Here is an 18,355-nt window from a genome sequence, read left to right on the forward strand (position 1 = left end):
GCCGTTGTGGCTGGTCAGGGCCGTTGTCAGAGGGCGTCATTACGATCGGGCCATGAGAGCTTCCGGAACGTTCAGCGTCAAAGGCTTCGACCCGGCCGACGTGGCGCCTACTCCCGCCGTGACCACCGGAGTTGCGGTGGGGGTGATGACGATGGAAAAGCACTTCGAGGGGGAAATCGTCGGCCATTCGGCGACCCTGTTCACCTCTGCCTTCGACCAGGCGAAGGGCGTGGGCACCTACCTGGCCATGGAGTCCTTCGAAGGGGCACTGAACGACCGCGAGGGCACGTTCAACTTCGCGCATTCCGCCACGACGCACGGGAGCGACCGTGCCAACGAGTTCTTCGTGATCGTGCCGTCGAGTGGCACCGGTCAGCTGACCGGTATCGCCGGATCGGGTGGGCTGACCGTCGATGCCGACGGGACGCACCGGGTGTGGTTCGACTACGAGCTCAGCTGACCTCAGCCACGGCCGGTCCGCAGCCGCTGAGCCGAGTGGCAGGCGGGTAGCGATCTGATGCGCCTGAGCGTTGGCTTGGTTGATCTGGACACCGTGGAGTGCAGGTTCGGCGGGTTTTCCGCCCGGAGGGCGGCGTGTCCGCTCTGCACGGGTCCCGGTCGGGCGTCTCAGTGCGGCTCGGTGGTCATGGTCCCCCCTGACCGTTCTTTGGGGGTTTCCCGACAGTCTTTGGCATTCCGGGGCGGGCCGGGCTGTCAAGGGTGGCCGAAGGCCATCGCGAAGCGACGCGAACGCAGTGAGCGCCCTTGACGGGCCGGACCGACACGGAAGGACAGTGAGACTGACGGGAAGCCCCCAGCACGGTTCGATCCCGCCCGGCCGGGTTCCGGTGGCGGCCGGGGTGCTACACCGCCGACTCCGGTGCTATCCGGCTCCGGACCGCCGACTGCACGTCCTCTTCCTCGGCGGGGTCCGCCGCCAGGTGGCGCAGCCGGGGGGCGACGCGGGCGTCCGCCGTTTCCGCGTGGAGGGCCGCCACCTCGCGGGTGGTCTCCTCGCAGTCCCACAGGCACTCGACCGCGAAGCCCGCCGCGAAGGAGGGGTCCGTGCTGGCGAGGGCGCGGGCGGCGCGGCCGCGCAGGTGGGACGAGGACGTCTCGCGGTAGATGTGGCGCAGCACGGGCGCCGCGCAGCCGATGGAGAGCCGGCCGGCTCCGTCCACCAGCGGGAACAGCCCGAGGCTGTCCGGGCCGGCGCCGCGGACCGTGGAGCGGAGGGCTCCGAGGACGAGGCCGGTGTCCTCGGCTCCGCCGCGGGTGGCGAGGAGGGCGGCCGCGGCCGCGCCGAGGGCGTCGGGGCGGTGGGCCCAGAGCCGGGCGCGGTCGATGGCGGCGGGGCCGTACATGCGCTGGTAGGCGGCTACGGCGGGCTCGTCCCCGGCGGCTTCGATGAGGTCGAGGACGGCCGGGTTCTCCGGTTCGGCGACGACCAGGTGGTGCAGGGCGGTGGCGCGGGCGGCCTCGCCGGCGGCTCCGGCGGCGGCCGCGAGGATCGCGGAGCGGTCCTCGGGCGCGGCCACCGCGGCGAGACAGCGGGCGGCGGGGACGTGCAGCGGGGTGCCGCGGCGCAGTCCGTCGGCGGCCCAGTCGAAGACGGCCTGGACTCCCCAGCCGGGGCGGGGCCCGCTGGGTGTCAGCTGGCGCTGCCAGCGGTCGAAGGAGCCCTGCTGGCGGGCGGCGCGCAACCGATCGCCGAATGCGGGCGTCTCTTCCCAGAGGAACCAGGGCCTCGGCTCGTACGCGTCGCGGACGGCGGCGGCCAGCCGCGCCTCGCCGTCGGCCGTGGCCGGGAATCTGGCGAGGACGGGCGTGGCGAGGCCGCGCAGTCCCTCGTCGTCGTCGCGCAGGGCGAGTTCGTCGAGAGCCCAGGACCAGTTGGCGCCGCGGGCGGCGTACCGGCGCAGCAGCATGAGCGCGTCGTCGCGGCCGTAGGAGGCGAGGTGACCGAGTACGGACAGGGCGAGGCCGGTCCGGTGGTCGTCCTCGTCGACGAGGTCGTCGGCGCTGAAGAGGTGGGTCTCGATCTCGCCGAGGGGGCCGTCGAGGTCCAGGTAGAGCCTGGCGTAGTACAGGGAGCGGTTCTCGACCTGCCAGTCCTGGCGCGGGTCGCGGAGCACACACTGGTTGAGTGCCGCGAGGGCCTCGGCCCTGGGTGCGGCCAGGGCGTGCAGCGTGCCGTCGCCGCGACCCCGCTGGAGGAGCCCGAGCAGGGTGCCGCTTGGCGCTATGACTGGTTCGAACATGGGAATGGCCTCAAATCAAGCTGGGGACGCAACCGGGAATCGGGATTCACAGGGCCGCGTAACAGCATGTGAGGACGTCCGCCGTCATGTTCCGCTCGATGTAGACCATTGCCTTCTCACTCTCGTCGGTGCTTCGCGGCCAGGGCGGCCGGTGTGGCAGGTGATGGGCCGGGACACCCTTCGTGTCCAGCCCGCTCCTGCCCGTCCGTCATGTTCGCGAATCGAATCCGACGCCATGATGACTCAGCCGGTTTGTGCACCGCGACCACATTTACGGCCGCCGTGATCAACCTGTGAGGTAGGTATCGGTCGATCGGCGCCCAGGTGGCGGCCAAAAGCGGACTACTTGGCTCCGAAGAGTTCCAGCAGGTCGTCCTTGGCGAACATGCGGGCGGTGTCCACGGCGGAGGGCGTTCCGGCGGCCGGGTCGGCGCCGCCGGCGAGCAGCGCGCGGATGACGGCCTCCTCGCCCTTGAAGACGGCGCCGGCGAGCGGGGTCTGGCCGCGGTCGTTGGCGCGGTCGGCCTCGGCGCCGCGGGTCAGCAGGGCCGTGACGGTGGCGGCGTGGCCGTGGTAGGCGGCGAGCATCACGAGGGTGTCGCCGCGGTCGTTGGTGAGGTTCGCGGGGACCCCGGCGTCGAGGTACGCGGTGAGCGTGACGGTCTCGCCCTGGCGGGCCAGGTCGAAGATCTTGGTGGCCAGTTCGATGACGTCCTCGTCGGGGGCGTCGTGGGATCCGGTGGATCCGTTGGATCCGGTGCCGCCGGGGATGTTCTCGCTCATCGTCCGTACCGCCTTTCACTCGCTGCTGGGTGAGTTTCCCCAGGCCGGGCGGGCATGGGGGCGTACGGCGCCGCGTCCGTACGGGTGAATCGCCAGGGTAGCGCCCGGGCCCGCACATGTCGGGGTCCGACTGAGGCAAAGATCACTCTTGACCCGCTTGAACCCCCTTCGCCCCGGTCGCGCAAGCCGGGAAGGGCCGGTCAAGTGAAAAACCTCGGGATTCACTCGGATGCACCTTTTGTCGCATTGATACTTCCTGTGAGCCTGGAACAACTGATGGTGACTGCCCCCACTACCAGGAGAACCTCCCATGGTCTTGTCGATCTCAGGTGTCGTCCTACTCGGCATCATCTGCTTCCTGTTCTTCAAGAAGGACGGGATGAAGCTGTCGCACGCGTTCGTGTGCGCGCTCTTCGGCTTCTTCCTGGCCGGCTCCGCCATCGCCCCCAGCATCACGGCGAGCACCGCGAGCCTCGCGAGCCTCCTCGGCGGGATCAAGCTCTAGGCCACCGCCGAGCGAGTGGTCCCGAGAACACCACGCCACACCCGAAGCACCCGCCACACCGACAACTCCAGGAGACGCCCGTGGCCCGGCGCCCACTTCCCCGCATCCTCATCAGCGGCACCGCGTCGCTGGCCCGGGGCCGCGACTTCGCGCGCACGGCCGCCGACAGTGCCACGGACGTCCTCCATCCGCTCCTCGTCATCGGCCGCGGCCTGCGCGTCCTGGCCTCGGCCGGGCGGCGCAAGTGGGCCGGGACCCCCAAGGACAAGCGGGGTCCCGCGCTGTTCCTGGGAGCGGCCTGCGTCCTCGTGGTCGCGCTCGTCCCCTACGGTCCGCTGCTCGCCCTGATCACCCTCATGGCGGCGGCAGCCTGGCAGGGACGGGCCCGCACCCCGGTGAAGACCGGTCCCAGCGAGGCCGAGACCGAGCGGCTCGGCTCCCTCTACGAAGCCCTCGTGCCGTACTTCTCCATCCCCGAGGACCCGAACCCGCTCTTCGCCCACGGCGGCAGCTGGGACCAGGCCTTCAGCGGCCACGAGTTCGACGAGGCGGGCCGCGTCACCCGGCTGCGCATCCGCTACCCGGCCTACTTCACCGACGGCGAGGCCGCCTCGCGGGCCCGGATCGAGGCGCTGCTGCACGCCAAGTCCGGGCGCGGACGGGAGTACCGCTTCGACTGGGACGAGGAGGGCAACCAGCTCGACCTGAGCGTGCTGGCGGCGCTGCCGACGGGCATCGCCGCCCAGCCGTTCGTCACCTCCCCCGGCGAGACCGTGCTCGGATTCACCGACGCCGGCAGCGTGCGGCGCACCCTGCCCGTCCTGGAGGGCGACGAGCCGCGCGACGTGCCGCCGGTGATCTGGCGCACCGGCCCGCGCTCCACCGAGCCGCACCTGCTGGCCGTCGGCCAGCCCGGCAGCGGCACCTCCACCCTGCTGCGCTCGATCGCCCTTCAGGCCCTCCGGCACGGGGGCGACGTACTGATCGTCGAGGGCGGGGACACCGGCGAGTTCGCCTGCCTGTCCGGCCGTACGGGCGTCCTGGCCGTGGAATGCGGCCCGACGGGGGCGCTGGCGACGCTGGAGTGGGCCGCGCACGAGACCGAGCGGCGGCTGATCGCCGGCCACCGGGCCCGCGAGGCGGGCCGGCCGGCGCCCGAGGACATCCGGCGCCCGCTGTGGATCCTGCTGGACCAGCCGAGCGTGCTGGCCCACCTCGCCGTCTCCGAGGGGCACCCCGATCCGCTCGGCCGGCTCCAGGTGCCGCTGCGGCACGGCCGGGCCGCGCACGTCACGGTGGTGGTGGCCGAGCACTTCGACCACCTGGAGCTGCTGAACGACGCCATCTGGCAGCACACCCGGGCGCGGATCGTGCTCGGGCCCGCCTCGATCCAGCAGACCGCCGACGTCCTGGGGCTGCCGCCGCACACCACCCCGACCGCGCAGGTCCCGCCCGGCCGCGGGTACGCGCGGCTCGGCACGGGTCCGGTGCACCGGCTCCAGGTCCCGGCCACCCCGGACCCGTACGACGACGGCGCGCACGCGGCGCACCGCCAGGCGGTCCTTGAGCTGCTGCCCGCCCGCAAGCCGGCCGTGGCCGGTCACCACCTCACGCTGGGCAAGCCGCTCCAGGGGCACCAGCCCCCGGCGCAGGCGCAGGCCCCGGAGACCGACGCCCCGGAGATCCCCGAGGTACCCGCCGAGACGCCCTGAGGGCCCGCCCCGAGAACCCGCGCCCGCGGGCCCGGTCCGGCGGGGCCGCTACGCCACGAAGGTGCGCGGCGGCTCGGCTCCGCTGCCGCCCGCGCCCGTGCCGACCAGCCGGGCCGCCGCCGCGAGCCGGGCGGCGGCCTCCTCGGCCACGGGGCCGCCGACGGTGAACGGGAGCCGGACGTACCCCTCGAACGCCCCGTCCACGCCGAACCGGGGGCCCGAGGGGACCCGTACGCCGACCCGCTCCCCCACCTCGGCCAGCCGTGAGCCGGACAGCCCGCCCGCGCGGGCCCACAGGGTCAGCCCGCCCCTCGGCACCTCGAACTCCCAGTCCGGCAGTTCCCGGCGGACGGCCGCGACCAGCGCGTCCCGGTTCTCGCGGGCCTGGTCGCGGCGGATCCCGACGGCCTCCTCCCAGCCCCCGGTCCGCATCAGCCAGTTCACCGCGAGCTGCTCCAGCACCGGAGTGCCCAGGTCGGCGTAGGCGCGCGCGGCGACCAGGCTCCGGATGACGTCGGGCGCGGCGCGGACCCAGCCGATCCGCATCCCGGCCCAGAAGGCCTTGCTGGCGGAGCCGACGGTGATCACGGTGGACCCGGCCGGGTCGAAGGAGCACACCCGGCGCGGCATGGCCACCTCCGGATCCAGCTTCAGTTCGGCCATGGTCTCGTCCACGACGAGCACGGTGCCGGCCGAGCGGGCGGCCTCGACCATCGCGCGGCGCTGGTCCTCGGAGGCCAGGGCGCCCGTCGGGTTGTGGAAGTCGGCGACGACGTAGGCGAGGCGGGGCGCGGCGTCGCGCAGCACCTGCCGCCACACGGTCATGTCCCAGCCGCCGAGCCCGTCGCCCATGGCGACCGGTACGAGGCGGACGCCGGCGGCGCGCATCAGCTGGAGGATGTTGGCGTAGGAGGGGGATTCGACGGCGATCCGCTCCCCGCGCCCGGCGAAGAGGCTGCAGATGGCGTCGATGGCGCCCATCGCTCCGGTGGTGACCATGATCTGCTCGGGCATGGTCGGGATGCCGCGCTCGGTGTAGCGGTCGGCGAGCATCCGGCGCAGCGCGGGCAGCCCGGCCGGGTAGTCCCCGTGGGTGTGCGCGTACGGCGGGAGTTCCTCCAGGGCGCCCTGGACGGCCTTGGTGAGCCAGGGCTCGGGGGCCGGGAGGGCGGCGCAGCCCAGGTCGATCATGGAGCCGAGGGACTCGGGCGGCAGGGGTTCCAGGCCGCGCGCGGGCAGCGGGTTCCCCGCGGGTACGGAGGTCCAGCTGCCGGCGCCCCGGCGGGATTCCAGGAACCCCTCGCCGCGCAGCGCCTCGTAGGCGGCGGCGACGGTGGTGCGGCTGAGGCCGAGGGCGACGGCGAGTTCCCGCTCGGCGGGCAGCCGGGCGGCTACGGGGACGCGGCCTTCGAGGACGAGCAGCCGGATGCCGTCGGCGAGGGTGCGGTACGCGGGCGGCTTGCGGGCGCCGGCCACGGCCGTCGGCCGCTGCTGGGAGCCGATGAGGCGGGCGAGCTGTGCGGCACCGACCGCCGAGGTCCACTGAGCCATGCTGTCCGGTCCACCTTCGTCGAATTGGCCCCGACCGGCCCCAGGTGCGACCGGTATTGGATTGCTTCCGTGGCCCAGACTGTCACGCGTGGCTCCGGCGGGGCCAGGGGGCCCGGCCGGGATCGGCACGGAACCGGCCGAGGGGTCGTTCGGGCGGGGCGCCGCACAGGGGGCATACTGCCGCCGTGACGCAACGACGCCCCCGCCACCCGTATCTGGACCACTCGGGTCCGATCCCCTTCGCGCACCGCGGCGGGGCCGCCGACGGGCTGGAGAACACCACCGCCGCGTTCCGCCGCGCGGCCGACGCGGGCTACCGGTATTTCGAGACCGACGTGCACGCCACGCTGGACGGGAAGCTGGTCGCCTTCCACGACTCCACCCTGGACCGGGTCACGGACCTGCGGGGCCGGATCTCCGAGATGCCCTGGAGCCGGCTGCGGGAGGCCAGGGTCGGCGGCAGCGAGCCGCTGCCGCTGCTGGAGGAGCTCCTGGAGGAGTTCCCGGACTCCCGCTGGAACATCGACGTCAAGGCGGAGTCGGCGGTGCACCCCCTCGTCAACCTGATCGCGCGGGCCGGCGTCTGGGACCGGGTGTGCGTGGGCTCGTTCTCGGAGGGCCGGGTGGCCCGGGCGCAGAAGATCGCCGGCCCACGGCTGGCGACCTCGTACGGGGTGCGCGGGGTGCTGGGCCTGCGGCTGCGCTCGCTGGCGATCCCGTTCGCGCTGCGGGTGGGTGCGGTGGCGGCGCAGGTTCCGGAGACCCAGGGCGGTGTCCGGGTGGTCGACGAGCGCTTCGTACGCACCGCGCACGCGCGGGGACTCCAGGTGCACGTCTGGACCGTGAACGAACCGGAACGCATGCGGGCGCTGCTCGATCTGGGTGTCGATGGCATCATGACCGACCGGATCGACATCCTGCGCACGGTGCTGGAGCAGCGCGGGGCCTGGGCCTGACGATGCCCGCGCCCGCCCGCGGCCCGGCGTCGGGGCGGTGGCGGGGACCAGCGAGGGGACACCAGGTGAGTGTGCGCACGACGGAAGAAGCGGAACCGGGGGCCGAGGACGGCAGAGCCGGCGCCGCGGCGCGCAAGCGCGAACAGCACGGCTGGTACTTCTACGACTTCGCGTGCTCGGTCTACTCGACGAGCGTGCTCACCGTGTTCCTGGGGCCGTACCTGACGGCGGTGGCGAAGGCCGCCGCGGACTCCGAGGGGTACGTCCACCCGCTGGGCATTCCGGTCCGGGCCGGTTCGTACTTCGCGTACACGGTGTCGGTCTCGGTGATCGTGGCCGTGCTGATCATGCCGCTGGTGGGGGCGGTCGCGGACCGCACCGGGCGCAAGAAGCCGCTGCTGGCGGTGACGGCGTACACGGGTGCGGCGGCGACGGCCGGGATGTTCTTCCTGGACGGCGACCGCTATCTGCTGGGCGGGCTGCTGCTGGTCGTGGCCAACGCGGCGCTGGCGGTGTCGATGGTGCTCTACAACGCCTTCCTGCCGCAGATCTCGACGCCCGACGAGCGGGACACCGTCTCCTCACGGGGCTGGGCCTTCGGGTACACCTCGGGCGCGCTCGTCCTCCTGCTGAACCTCGTCCTCTACCAGGGGCACGACTCCTTCGGCCTCTCCGAGGGCGAGGCGGTGCGGATCTGCCTGGCCTCGGCGGGCCTGTGGTGGGGGGCCTTCGCGCTGATCCCGCTGCGCAGGCTGCGGGACCGGGCGGTCGTGCGGGAGCCGGGGGCGGGGCCGGCGGTCAGCGGATGGCGCCAGCTCGTCGCGACGCTGAAGGACATGCGGCGCTATCCGCTGACCCTGTCGTTCCTGCTCGCGTACCTGATCTACAACGACGGCGTCCAGACGGTGATCTCCCAGGCCTCGGTCTACGGCTCGGAGGAGCTGGAGCTGGAGCAGTCCACGCTGATCGTGGCGGTGCTGCTGGTGCAGGTCCTGGCGGTGGTCGGGGCGCTGGGGATGGGGCGGCTGGCGCGGGTGTACGGCGCCAAGCGGACGATCCTGGGGTCGCTGGCCGCGTGGGGGCTGACCCTGGCGGCGGGCTACTTCCTGCCGGCCCGGACGCCGGTGTGGTTCTTCGCGCTCGCGGCGATGATCGGGCTGGTGCTGGGCGGCAGCCAGGCGCTGTCGCGCTCGCTGTTCTCGCATCTGGTGCCGGCGGGCAAGGAAGCCGAGTACTTTTCCGCGTACGAGATGAGCGACCGCGGGCTGAGCTGGGTGGGGCCGTTGGTGTTCGGCCTGACCTATCAGGTCACGGGCAGCTACCGGGACGCGATCATCTCGTTGGTGTTCTTCTTCGCACTGGGTTTCGTGCTCCTCGCCAGGGTGCCGGTGCGGCGCGCGGTGCGGGCGGCGGGGAATCCTGTTCCCGAGCGGATCTGAGAGGGATCCGAGGGTATGCGGGAGTGACGGTGTGACCGAATTCTCTGGCGAATTCCGAACGGATTTCGACGTTGAAGCCAAGGGCCGGTAGTGTACGCCTTTGGCCTGCCAGGCGGACCGTTACTGCGCGCTAAAGAAGTGAAGACGTTGGGTGACATCTGCTGCCAGATGTGACAAAACGGGCACTGGTGGGTACAACAAGGGGCGGCACGACGGGCGACGCATGACCCGGAGCGGGAATCTATACCGCCGACCGGACGTTGACCGGATGACGACGACAGCGACACCTGTCCTGTGGGCGACAAGCCCGGGAGGCACGATTCATGAGTGAGCGAGCTCTCCGCGGTACGCGGCTCGTGGTTACCAGCTACGAGACGGACCGCGGCATCGATCTGGCCCCGCGCCAGGCGGTGGAGTACGCATGCCAGAACGGACATCGATTTGAGATGCCGTTCTCGGTTGAGGCAGAAATTCCGCCGGAGTGGGAGTGCAAGGCGTGCGGCGCCATGGCACTCCTGGTGGACGGGGACGGGCCCGAAGAGAAGAAGGGCAAGCCTGCGCGAACGCACTGGGACATGCTCATGGAGCGACGCACCCGCGAGGAGCTGGAGGAAGTGCTGGCCGAGAGGCTGGCGGTCCTTCGTTCCGGCGCCATGAACATTGCCGTGCATCCGCGGGACAGCCGCAAGTCCGCCTGACAGCCGGACTGAGCACGAGCGACAAAGCCGAGGGGCCCCCACCACATCCGATGTGGTGGGGGCCCCTCGGTTTTCCGCTGCGCCGTTCGCGCTCCACGCCGGTCAGGGCGTGGAGCGCCGGGATCAGGGGGTCAGCGGCGGCCGGTACCCGGTGTCGGGGCCCTGCTGCCGGTCCTCACGGACGACCTCGCCCTGGATGACCTCACCCGGAACCACCTTGCCGTCCGGGTAGTGGATGCGGGCCTGCTGGAAGGCGTCCCCGAAGGACCCGGCGGGCGCCGAGGCCATCTTGCGCTCCAGGGAGCGCGCGGCCCGGCGGCTGACCAGGGCGCGGACGGGCGGGAGCAGCAGGAGCAGCCCCGCGGCATCGGACAGCAGACCCGGCATGATCAGGAGCAGGCCGGCCAGCATGGTGAGCCCGTTGCCGCCGCCCGGCTGCTGCGGCGTGGGCGGCACGCCCTGCTGAGCCTGCTGGAAGGTTTCCGTCAGGTTCTTGAAGGCACGCCGCCCGGCGCGCTTGATGACCACCACGCCCAGCACCATCGCGCCCGCGAGCAGCGCGGCGACGGCCAGCCCGCCGGCCTGGCTCGCGACCAGGCTGAGCAGCCAGATCTCCAGGATCAGCCAGGCGGCTACCGCCAGGGGGAGGAACGTACGGACGGGCGAGCGCCGTCGGGGGGCCGTCGAAATGCCGGTCGTCATACCGTCCAGTGTGCCTGGGTCGGTGTAAAAGCGGCCTCAGTCGGAGGTACCGGACATCCCCTAGGGGCCCGCGGGCGGGGTCAGCCCTCCTTGGACTCCGTCTTGGGATCTGCCTTGGGCTCCGTCTTGGGCTCCGGCTCGGCCTTCGCCTCGGCCTTCGGGTCGCTCTTGCCGAGGGCCAGGTCGGTCAGCTTGGCGGTGCGGGCCTTCAGGCCCCACTGGGTGACCCTCCAGAGCGCCTCGACGACGATGTCCTTGCTCATCTTGCTGTCGCCGAACTCGCGCTCGACGAACGTGATGGGCACCTCCACCACGTGGAAGCCCTCGCGCACCGCCCGGCGGGCCAGGTCCACCTGGAAGCAGTAGCCCGCCGAGGCCACGTCCTCCAGGCCCAGGCCCTCCAGGGTCTCGCGGCGGAAGGCGCGGTAGCCGCCGGTCACGTCCCGGATCGGGACGTCCAGGAGCAGCCGCGAGTACGTGGAGCCGCCTCGGGAGAGCACCTCGCGGCTCTTGGGCCAGTTGACGACCCGGCCGCCGGGGACCCAGCGGGAGCCGAGCACCAGGTCGGCGCCGGCGAGGGCGGTGAGCAGCCGGGGCAGCTCCTCCGGCTGGTGGGAGCCGTCGGCGTCCATCTCGACGACGACCCCGTAGTCGCGCTCCAGGGCCCACGAGAAGCCCGCGAGGTAGGCGGCGCCGAGGCCCTCCTTGCCCTTGCGGTGCAGGACGTGGACGTGGTCGTCGGAGGCGGCCAGCTCGTCGGCGAGCTTCCCGGTGCCGTCGGGGCTGTTGTCGTCGGCCACCAGGACGTGGGCGGCGGGCACCGCCGCGCGGACGCGCCCGACGATCAGCCCGATGTTCTCGGCCTCGTTGTAGGTCGGAATGATCACCAGAGCCGTGCCGAGTGGGCCGTAGCTCCGTGGTCCGCCGTCGCTCACTGGGTCCCCTTGTGTGTTCTCGTCCGACATCACGTCACAGGAGGATGATTTTAGAACAGCGATCGGAGCCCGCGGTCCTTCGGGCCGGTCCGGTTCCCGCTGGCTGCGGGCCCCCGGGACCGTTGTCTACTGGACCTCCGGGCTCCGATCCGGGGCCACCGCCGCCCGGCGAAACCTTCCCTCGCCCCCGAGGCGCGGGCGCGCTGAGCTCACGGATCCTTCCGGTACGGACGTCCTGATGGTGGACCCGGCCGAACCTATCCGGGTCCGGCCGCCCGTACCGAACCGGGGCCCGCCGGATCACCCCTGTGGGCGTACGAATACCTCCCGGCCGCCCACGACCGTGGCGAGGCACACCGGAAGGTCCCGGCCGGGGCTCAGGTCGGGCAGTCCGGGGGTGCCGGAACGGGGGTCGGTGGACCAGCGGGCGACCCGGTCGTCGGGGGCCTGGACCACCAGTTCCCCGGTCTGCCAGACCGCGTAGTCGGCGGGGGCGCCGGGCACCAGGACGCCCGCGTCGTCGCGGCCCAGCGCCCGCCAGCCGCCCCGGGTGTGGGCCGTGAACGCGGCCCGTACGGAGATCCGGTGCTCGGGCGTCTTGTGAAAGGCTGCGGCGCGGACGGTGCCCCACGGGTCGAGCGGGGTGACGGGCGCGTCGGAGCCGAAGGCGAGCGGCACACCGGCCTTGAGCAGGGCGGCGAAGGGGTTGAGCGTCCGGGCGCGGTCGGCGCCGAGGCGGTCAGCGTACATGCCGTCCGCGCCGCCCCAGGCGGCGTCGAATGCGGGCTGCACGGAGGCGGTGAGGCCGAGTTCCGCGAACGCGGCGATGGTGTCGGGGGTCATCATCTCGGCGTGCTCGACGCGGTGCCGGGCGGCGCGGACGCGGTCCAGGCCGACCTTGGCGGCGGCGGCCCGGGCGCCCTCGACGACGGCGGTGATGGCGGCGTCGCCGATGGCGTGGAAGCCGGCCTGGAGGCCCGCCTCCGTACAGGCGGCGATGTGTTCGGCGACGGCCGGCGCGTCGAGGTAGCCGGTGCCGGTGTGGCCGGCGTCGGCGTACGGGGCGTGCAGGCAGGCGGTGTGGGAGCCGAGGGCGCCGTCAACGAAGAGGTCGCCGGCGGCGCCGACCGCGCCGAGGGCCTTGGCGCGGTCGAGGTCGCGGTCGGCCCAGTAGCCGAAGACGCGCGGTCCGGGGCGGCTCGCAGCCAGCTCCAGGAGGGCGGTGAAGTCCTCGGCGGAGGAGATGCCGGGGCCGCCGCACTCGTGCACGGAGCCGATGCCGAGGGAGGCGGCGCGGTCCAGGGCGGCCTGCTGGGCCTCGGCGCGCTGGGCCGGGGTGACGGCGTCGAGCGCGGCGGCCCGTACGGCGTGGTGGTCGTCCCGGGTCAGCGGTTCGTCGTCGCGCGTGCGGACGCCGGGGACGAGGTCGAGCAGGGCGGTGGTGACGACGGCGGAGTGCACGTCGATGCGGCTCAGGTAGAGCGGGCGGCCGCCGGTCGCCTGGTCGAGTTCCTCGCGGCGCGGGGCGCGCCGCTCGGGCCAGCGGGCGGCGTCCCAGCCGTGGCCGAGGAGCACCCGGTCGGCGGGGCGGGCGTCGGCGTACGCGCGCACCCGGTCGAGGGCGTCGGCGAGGGAGCGGGCCGTGGAGAGGTCCAGCCCGGTCAGGGCCAGGCCGGCGGAGGTGGTGTGGACGTGGGCGTCGGTGAAGGCGGGGGTGACGAGCGCCCCGTCGAGGTCGACGACCTCGTCGACGCCCTGGACGAAGGCGTCGGCTGCGCCCTCGGAGCCCACCCAGGCGATGTGGCCGCGCTCGACGACCATCGCGGTGGCGAAGGGGTCGGCGGGGCTGTGCACTTCGCCGCGGCGCAGCAGGACGGTTCGGTGCGGTGCTGTTGCTCCGGCGGCGGTGGCGGAGTCGGCGGTGCGGTCAGTCATGCGGACCAGTCTCGCGGGTCCGTACGGGCGCTCCGACCGCGGCCCCCCGGGCGGGCGGCGCCCTGCGGTCACACGCGGGGCGGGCGGGCCTCGTAGGGGGTGGAGAGGACCACGGTGGTGCGGGTGGAGACGTGGGCGAGGGCGCGCAGCCGGCCGAGCAGGTCCTCCAGCTCCAGCGGGGTGGCGACGCGGACCTTGAGGATGTAGTTCTCGTCGCCCGCGACGCTGTGGCAGGCCTCGATCTCCGGGACGCCGGCGAGTCGCTCGGCGATGTCGTCCGGGGCGCTCGGGTCGAAGGGCTTGACCGAGATGAAGGCGGTCAGGGGCAGCCCGACGGCCTCGGGGTCGACGACGGCGGCGTAGCCGCGGATCACGCCGCGCTGCTCCAGGCGGCGTACCCGCTGGTGGACCGCCGACGTGGACAGTCCCGTGGCCTTGCCCAGATCCGTGTAGCTCATCCGCCCGTCCCGCACGAGCAGGTCTACGATCTGGCGGTCCAGCTCCTCCATTGCGCTCATAGCCGCACAACCTACGGCCCAACACCGCTCCGCGCCCAGCGGTGTCCATGGATGAACCGGCACCTGCGCCGGGCATGTGACCAAGGCCACAGGAGTGAGAGGGCGTATGCCGGTCCGTTGTTGGTTACTCGTGCCGGGCTACGGGAAGTGCTTGCTGTGGCCGTGGCCGAAGAACCTGCCCGCCCGGCCCACCCAAGGGGGAGTACATCCATGCTGAACACCAAGCGCGCCGGTCGCACCGAACCGGAGCCCCTCGAACTCCTCGTCGACTCCGAGGACGACGACTACCTCGAAGACGCCGAGGGCTTCGAGATCCACCACGCGATCTGCCCCGACTGCGGCCAGTCGATCGCGCTCGTGGCGGACGAGGAGCACCTCCCGCAGCACGCGCTCTGCCTGACCCCGTGGAACCCGTTCGGGCTGACGGTGTGCGCGGGTACGGGCCGGCCGGTCTCCGACGCGCTGCCGACCGTGGGCACGCTGCACGGGGAGGGCGAGGCGCAGGAGCCGGAGCTGGAGCCCGTCGTGCTGCTGACCCTGCCGCAGGGGCTGGACTGGCGGACGCAGCCGTTCTCGCACGTCGGCGGCCCGGGCTCGCGTCCCGTGCGGGTGCCGGCGGCGGCGCTGCCGCCGCAGATGCGGCAGCACGCGCAGGCGGCCTGAGCCGGCCGGGCTCACCGGGCCGGGCTCACCGGGCCGGGGTCACCAGTACGTGCCCTGCACCATGGCGGCGAGGCTGGCGTGGTGCAGGATCAGGCCGTCCGGGTCGGCCGGGATCTCGATCTCCCCGAAGTGCGCCTGCCGGTAGGCGATGCGCAGCATCACGATCCCGTGCCGCAGCGCGGCGTACAGGGTGTGGAACTCCATGTCGCGCGGAGCGTGTCCGGTGAGGTCGGCGTAGCGGCGCTCCAGGTCCTCGCGGCGCAGGAAGTCGGGCAGGCCGCTCTGGCCGAAACTCACCGTCAGGTCCTGGAAGAAGCGGTGCAGGTAGACGGTCCAGCCGAGGTCCACCTCGCGCGGGGCGAGGGCCGCCATCTCCCAGTCGAGGACGGCCACGGGGGCGAAGCCCCCGGGCTCGTAGACGACGTTGCCGATGCGGGCGTCCCCCCAGTTGAGGACGGCGGGGCCCTCGTCGGCGGGCCAGAGTTCCTCCAGCCTGCGAAAGGCGCGCTCCAGTAGCGGGGAGGGCGCGAGACCGGCCACCACCCAGTCGTAGTAGGCGCGTTGGGCGTCGACGTGGCGGCGCAGCGGGCTGCCCGGCCCGGGCGGGAGGAGGAACTCGGCCTCCTTGGCGGGGAACTGGTCGTGCAGGCGGGCGAGCAGGGAGATGCTCGCCTCCTGGAGCGCGGCGCGTTCGGCGTCGGTCGCGGCGTGCAGCCAGTTGCCCTCGTAGGTGTAGGGCATGACGTCGGGCGGTACGCGGCCTTCGGCGCGGGCCATGACGAAGAAGGGGGCGCCGAGCGGGCGGGGGTCTTCTTCCAGCCACAGCGTGCGCGGGACGGGCAGGTCGGTGTGCTCGGCGACCAGGCTCATCACACGGTGCTGGCGGGGCATGTCGTACGTGGGGAACACGGTGTAGGCGGCCGGGTCGGCGGCGAGGCGCAGTGCGCAGGTGCGGACCGGGGCGTCGGGGTGTTCGAGGTCGAAGAGCAGGGTCTCGCTGGACATGCCGTTGGAGCCGGGGACCCGGGCGCCGGTGACCTTCGCGCCGGGCAGCCGGGTGTCGAGCCAGGCGGCGAGGCGCCGGCCGAGTTCCCCGGGCTCGCGGGTGGTGGTGCGGGGACGTGGTGCGGATGCCGCGGCCGTCATGGGGTGCCCTTCCTGTCCTGCCGCGTGCCCGCGTACGGGATGCGGCGTGCCGCTTCGGCGGGGGTCACTGGGCGACGGAGCCGTAGTCGGCGAAGCCGCTGGGGTCGTGGCGGCCGAAGCTGCCGTGCTCGAAGACGCCGAAGCCGGTCCGGCCGTCGAGGGTGAAGCGGGCGGAGTGGTCGGTGACCCCGAAGGCGGCCGTGGGGTGGGCGGCGGGGTCGGAGAGGTCGTAGACGCGGCGGTCGCTCCAGCCGCGGCCCTGCCAGGTGCCGTGCTGCCAGTCGGCGGCGGGCGGGTATCCGGCGCCGACGGCGAGCGGGGAGGAGGCCAGGATCTCCACGCCGAGTTCGAGGGGTTTGCGGGCCGGGTCGGTGAGGTGCACGACGGCGCTCTCGGGGTGGCGGGTGCCGGGGCGGTAGCGGATCTCGGTGTGGGGCCAGCCGAGCTGGACGTCGCCCCGGCCCGCGCCCTCGGGGAAGACCTGGACGGCTTCGCTGAGGGTGCGGTGGCCGTCGGCGTCCTCCTGGGTGATGACCATGAGGAACCGGTCCTCGAAGCGGACGGGGATCCAGAGCCAGTGGAAGCCCTCGGGGCGGTACTCCTCGGCGGCGCGGCCGCCGTCCTCGCCGGGGAGGGGGCGCACGCCCCAGCTGCGGTCGCGGGTGCCGGTCCACTCGTGGGGGGTGAGGGCGTACTCCTCGCCCTTGGCGCGGAGGGTGCCGGTGACGTGGCCGGCCTGGACGAAGCGGCGGCCTTCGAGCATCAGGCGGTCGCCGCGGCGCTGGACGTGGTGGGGCTCCCAGACGGCGGGGAACTCGGCGGTCCAGGTGACGTCGTAGGAGAGCCCTTCCGGGTCGGCGGGGTCGGCGTCGCACTGGAGGGTGATCCGCTTGAGGGGTTCGTCGACGATGATCCGGAGCGGGCCGACGGAGAGGTTCATGCGGTCGTCGGAGAGGGCGTCGGAGGCGCGGACGGCGAGGAGTTCGTCACCGACGCGGAGGGTGGCGTAGGCGTCGATGACCCCGGCGTTGGGGTAGACGCCGAGGCCGAGGATGAGGACGGCGCGGCCGGCGTGGTCGAAGACGTGGAAGATGCAGCGGTCGTAGGCGTTCCGGTCGCCGCTGACGAGGTGGCGCATCGACAACGGGGCCTGGTGGATGGGGTATTCGTCGAGCGGTACGGGACGGTCCGCGGGCACGGCAAACCTCCTGGGCGCGGGGTCGGGCGGAGCGGCGGATATGACGGTACGTCAGAAGGCGCGCCGGGGGCCAGAGTTATGGCATGTACTGACACCCCGTCATTCCATGCCGCTCCGCTGGCCGCGGCTTTACGGGGGGCGCCGGGCGCGCCGCCCCGCCCCCGCGCCACCGGCGGGCCCCGACCCGAGGGCCGCGCGGCGGCCGGGGGCGACGAGGCTCACGCCGAGCCGGTCCCCGCGGCTCCGGGCTCAGCGCTCCGAGGCGCCGCGGCAGCCGGCAGGCCGGGGGCGACGAGGTGCGCGGCGAACCGGCCCGCGCACGACTCCGGGCTCAGCGCACCGAGGGCTCCGCCGCGGCCGGCTGGGCAGGGGCGACGAGGTGCGTGGCGAGCCGGTCCGCGCTGCTCCGGGCTCAGCGTTTCGAGGGCGCCGCGGCGGCCGACGGGGCGGGGCGAGGAGGTTCGCGGCTAGCCGGTCCGCGCGCACGGCTCCGGGCTCAGCGGTCCGAGAGCGCCACGGCGGCCGGCAGGCGCGTTCATCCGGCCGTCGGGCTCCCCTTCGGCGGGGAAGGCGGCCGACAGCGGCACGCGACCGCTGCCTTGCCCCTCCCGGTCGCGACCACGCGGACGCGCTCGGCGGTGAAGCCCTGCCGCCTGTGGGAGGGGTGGGGACACGTCGAACGGATGGGCGTGGGGTGGGGGCGGTTACCGGGGGTGCGATGGCGCGTTGGCCCGGTATGACGACGCTTGAGACTGCCACGCCACGGACGGGGCGCCGTCGGCGGCCGATGCCGCCCGGCTACGAAGAATCGGTTCAGCATCGGCACCCCGATCCGCCCATCTACCGCGACCTGCTGGCCCGCTGGTCCGACGACGGCCGGACCCTGCCGGGTCACGGCGACCCGGAGTGGTCCCAGGTCATCACCTCGCCGATCTGGCCGAGCGGCCCGCTCTTCGGCAGCTGACCGCCCCCGCGCCGGGCGCGGCACGCGCCGCTGCGCGGGGCGGAACTCGACGCGCAGCCTGTGGCCGCGTGGCCGACGCTCGGCAACGTGCGGCTCGTGGCCGCCACGCCCCGGGCCGCCTCGGCGGCCGACCGCTCCAGACACACCCCGAGTCCCGCCGCGCAGGGCGGGACTCGACGCGCGACTCGTGGCCGACGCTCAGCTCGTAGCCGCCACGCGCGGCTCGTGGTCAACGCTCGGCACATGACCGACGCGCGGCCGCCGTACCTCGGGCCGGCTCGGCGGCCGACCGCTCCCGGCACACCCCGAGTCCCGCCGCGCGGGGCGGGACTCGACGCGCGGCACGTGGCCAACGCGCGGCGCCCGCCAACGCTCGGCTCGTAGCCGAC

The 18,355-nt window shown here is 73.4% G+C and carries 17 protein-coding genes; 8 read left to right on the top strand and 9 right to left on the bottom strand.

Translation table 11 applies throughout. The annotated features are described in order from the left end of the window. Positions 1-52 precede the first annotated feature (52 nt). Positions 53-460, top strand: coding sequence for a DUF3224 domain-containing protein (locus IE248_RS32885; protein ID WP_190032610.1), 408 nt, complete (start codon positions 53-55; stop codon positions 458-460). A 403-nt stretch (positions 461-863) separates the two neighbouring features. Here IE248_RS32885 and IE248_RS32890 read toward each other — a convergent pair whose 3' ends face one another. Together IE248_RS32890 and IE248_RS32895 are read right to left on the bottom strand one after the other, a co-directional pair. Then, positions 864-2,261: a hypothetical protein gene (locus IE248_RS32890; RefSeq protein WP_073797508.1), complete on the bottom strand. Its 1,398-nt coding sequence runs from the start codon at positions 2,259-2,261 to the stop codon at positions 864-866. Between the two features lie 342 nt (positions 2,262-2,603). Further along, a complete protein-coding gene (locus IE248_RS32895; RefSeq protein WP_190032611.1) occupies positions 2,604-3,044 on the bottom strand; it encodes an ankyrin repeat domain-containing protein in 441 nt (146 codons plus the stop codon). Between the two features lie 310 nt (positions 3,045-3,354). On the opposite strand from IE248_RS32895, the gene IE248_RS32900 reads away from it, so the two are divergent. Both IE248_RS32900 and IE248_RS32905 read left to right on the top strand, forming a co-directional pair. After that, entirely contained in the window at positions 3,355-3,549 is a 195-nt protein-coding gene (locus IE248_RS32900) for a hypothetical protein (protein ID WP_008743136.1), read from the top strand. Between the two features lie 80 nt (positions 3,550-3,629). Continuing rightward, the gene (locus tag IE248_RS32905) at positions 3,630-5,261 is read left to right on the top strand and encodes a P-loop NTPase family protein (RefSeq protein WP_190032612.1); all 1,632 of its coding nucleotides are present in this window, start codon (positions 3,630-3,632) and stop codon (positions 5,259-5,261) included. A gap of 48 nt (positions 5,262-5,309) precedes the next feature. On the opposite strand, the gene IE248_RS32910 is transcribed toward IE248_RS32905, so the two are convergent. Then, positions 5,310-6,812, bottom strand: coding sequence for an SCO1417 family PLP biosynthesis transcription factor (locus IE248_RS32910; RefSeq protein WP_100582455.1), 1,503 nt, complete (start codon positions 6,810-6,812; stop codon positions 5,310-5,312). A gap of 185 nt (positions 6,813-6,997) precedes the next feature. Between IE248_RS32910 and IE248_RS32915 the strand changes: the two genes are divergently transcribed. From IE248_RS32915 to IE248_RS32925, 3 genes are all read left to right on the top strand, one after another. Continuing rightward, complete coding sequence (locus IE248_RS32915; protein WP_008743133.1) at positions 6,998-7,768, top strand: glycerophosphodiester phosphodiesterase family protein; 771 nt, start codon at positions 6,998-7,000, stop codon at positions 7,766-7,768. Between the two features lie 65 nt (positions 7,769-7,833). Then, a complete protein-coding gene (locus IE248_RS32920; protein WP_190032613.1) occupies positions 7,834-9,207 on the top strand; it encodes an MFS transporter in 1,374 nt (457 codons plus the stop codon). A gap of 323 nt (positions 9,208-9,530) precedes the next feature. Continuing rightward, positions 9,531-9,905: an RNA polymerase-binding protein RbpA gene (locus IE248_RS32925; RefSeq protein WP_007262928.1), complete on the top strand. Its 375-nt coding sequence runs from the start codon at positions 9,531-9,533 to the stop codon at positions 9,903-9,905. A 123-nt stretch (positions 9,906-10,028) separates the two neighbouring features. Here IE248_RS32925 and fxsA read toward each other — a convergent pair whose 3' ends face one another. From fxsA to IE248_RS32945, 4 genes are all read right to left on the bottom strand, one after another. Next, a complete protein-coding gene (fxsA, locus tag IE248_RS32930; RefSeq protein ID WP_190032614.1) occupies positions 10,029-10,607 on the bottom strand; it encodes an FxsA family membrane protein in 579 nt (192 codons plus the stop codon). Between the two features lie 80 nt (positions 10,608-10,687). Beyond that, entirely contained in the window at positions 10,688-11,572 is an 885-nt protein-coding gene (locus IE248_RS32935; protein WP_190032615.1) for a polyprenol monophosphomannose synthase, read from the bottom strand. Between the two features lie 270 nt (positions 11,573-11,842). Continuing rightward, positions 11,843-13,477: an amidohydrolase gene (locus tag IE248_RS32940; RefSeq protein ID WP_190032616.1), complete on the bottom strand. Its 1,635-nt coding sequence runs from the start codon at positions 13,475-13,477 to the stop codon at positions 11,843-11,845. 68 nt (positions 13,478-13,545) lie between these two features. Further along, positions 13,546-13,986, bottom strand: a complete 441-nt coding sequence (locus tag IE248_RS32945) for an Lrp/AsnC family transcriptional regulator (protein ID WP_030240692.1) — start codon at positions 13,984-13,986, stop codon at positions 13,546-13,548. A 219-nt stretch (positions 13,987-14,205) separates the two neighbouring features. Here IE248_RS32945 and IE248_RS32950 point away from each other — a divergent pair, with 219 nt between their 5' ends. After that, a complete protein-coding gene (locus tag IE248_RS32950; RefSeq protein ID WP_008743127.1) occupies positions 14,206-14,658 on the top strand; it encodes a hypothetical protein in 453 nt (150 codons plus the stop codon). Between the two features lie 39 nt (positions 14,659-14,697). Here IE248_RS32950 and IE248_RS32955 read toward each other — a convergent pair whose 3' ends face one another. Both IE248_RS32955 and IE248_RS32960 read right to left on the bottom strand, forming a co-directional pair. Further along, a complete protein-coding gene (locus IE248_RS32955) occupies positions 14,698-15,804 on the bottom strand; it encodes a phosphotransferase family protein (protein WP_190032617.1) in 1,107 nt (368 codons plus the stop codon). 64 nt (positions 15,805-15,868) lie between these two features. Next, positions 15,869-16,942, bottom strand: coding sequence for an Rv3169 family protein (locus IE248_RS32960; protein ID WP_373301688.1), 1,074 nt, complete (start codon positions 16,940-16,942; stop codon positions 15,869-15,871). A gap of 796 nt (positions 16,943-17,738) precedes the next feature. Here IE248_RS32960 and IE248_RS32965 point away from each other — a divergent pair. Next, positions 17,739-17,966, top strand: coding sequence for a hypothetical protein (locus IE248_RS32965; RefSeq protein ID WP_008743123.1), 228 nt, complete (start codon positions 17,739-17,741; stop codon positions 17,964-17,966). Positions 17,967-18,355: the final 389 nt, after the last annotated feature.

The sequence above is a fragment of the Streptomyces goshikiensis genome, assembly GCF_014650555.1.
Classification (GTDB): Bacteria; Actinomycetota; Actinomycetes; order Streptomycetales; family Streptomycetaceae; genus Streptomyces; species Streptomyces goshikiensis.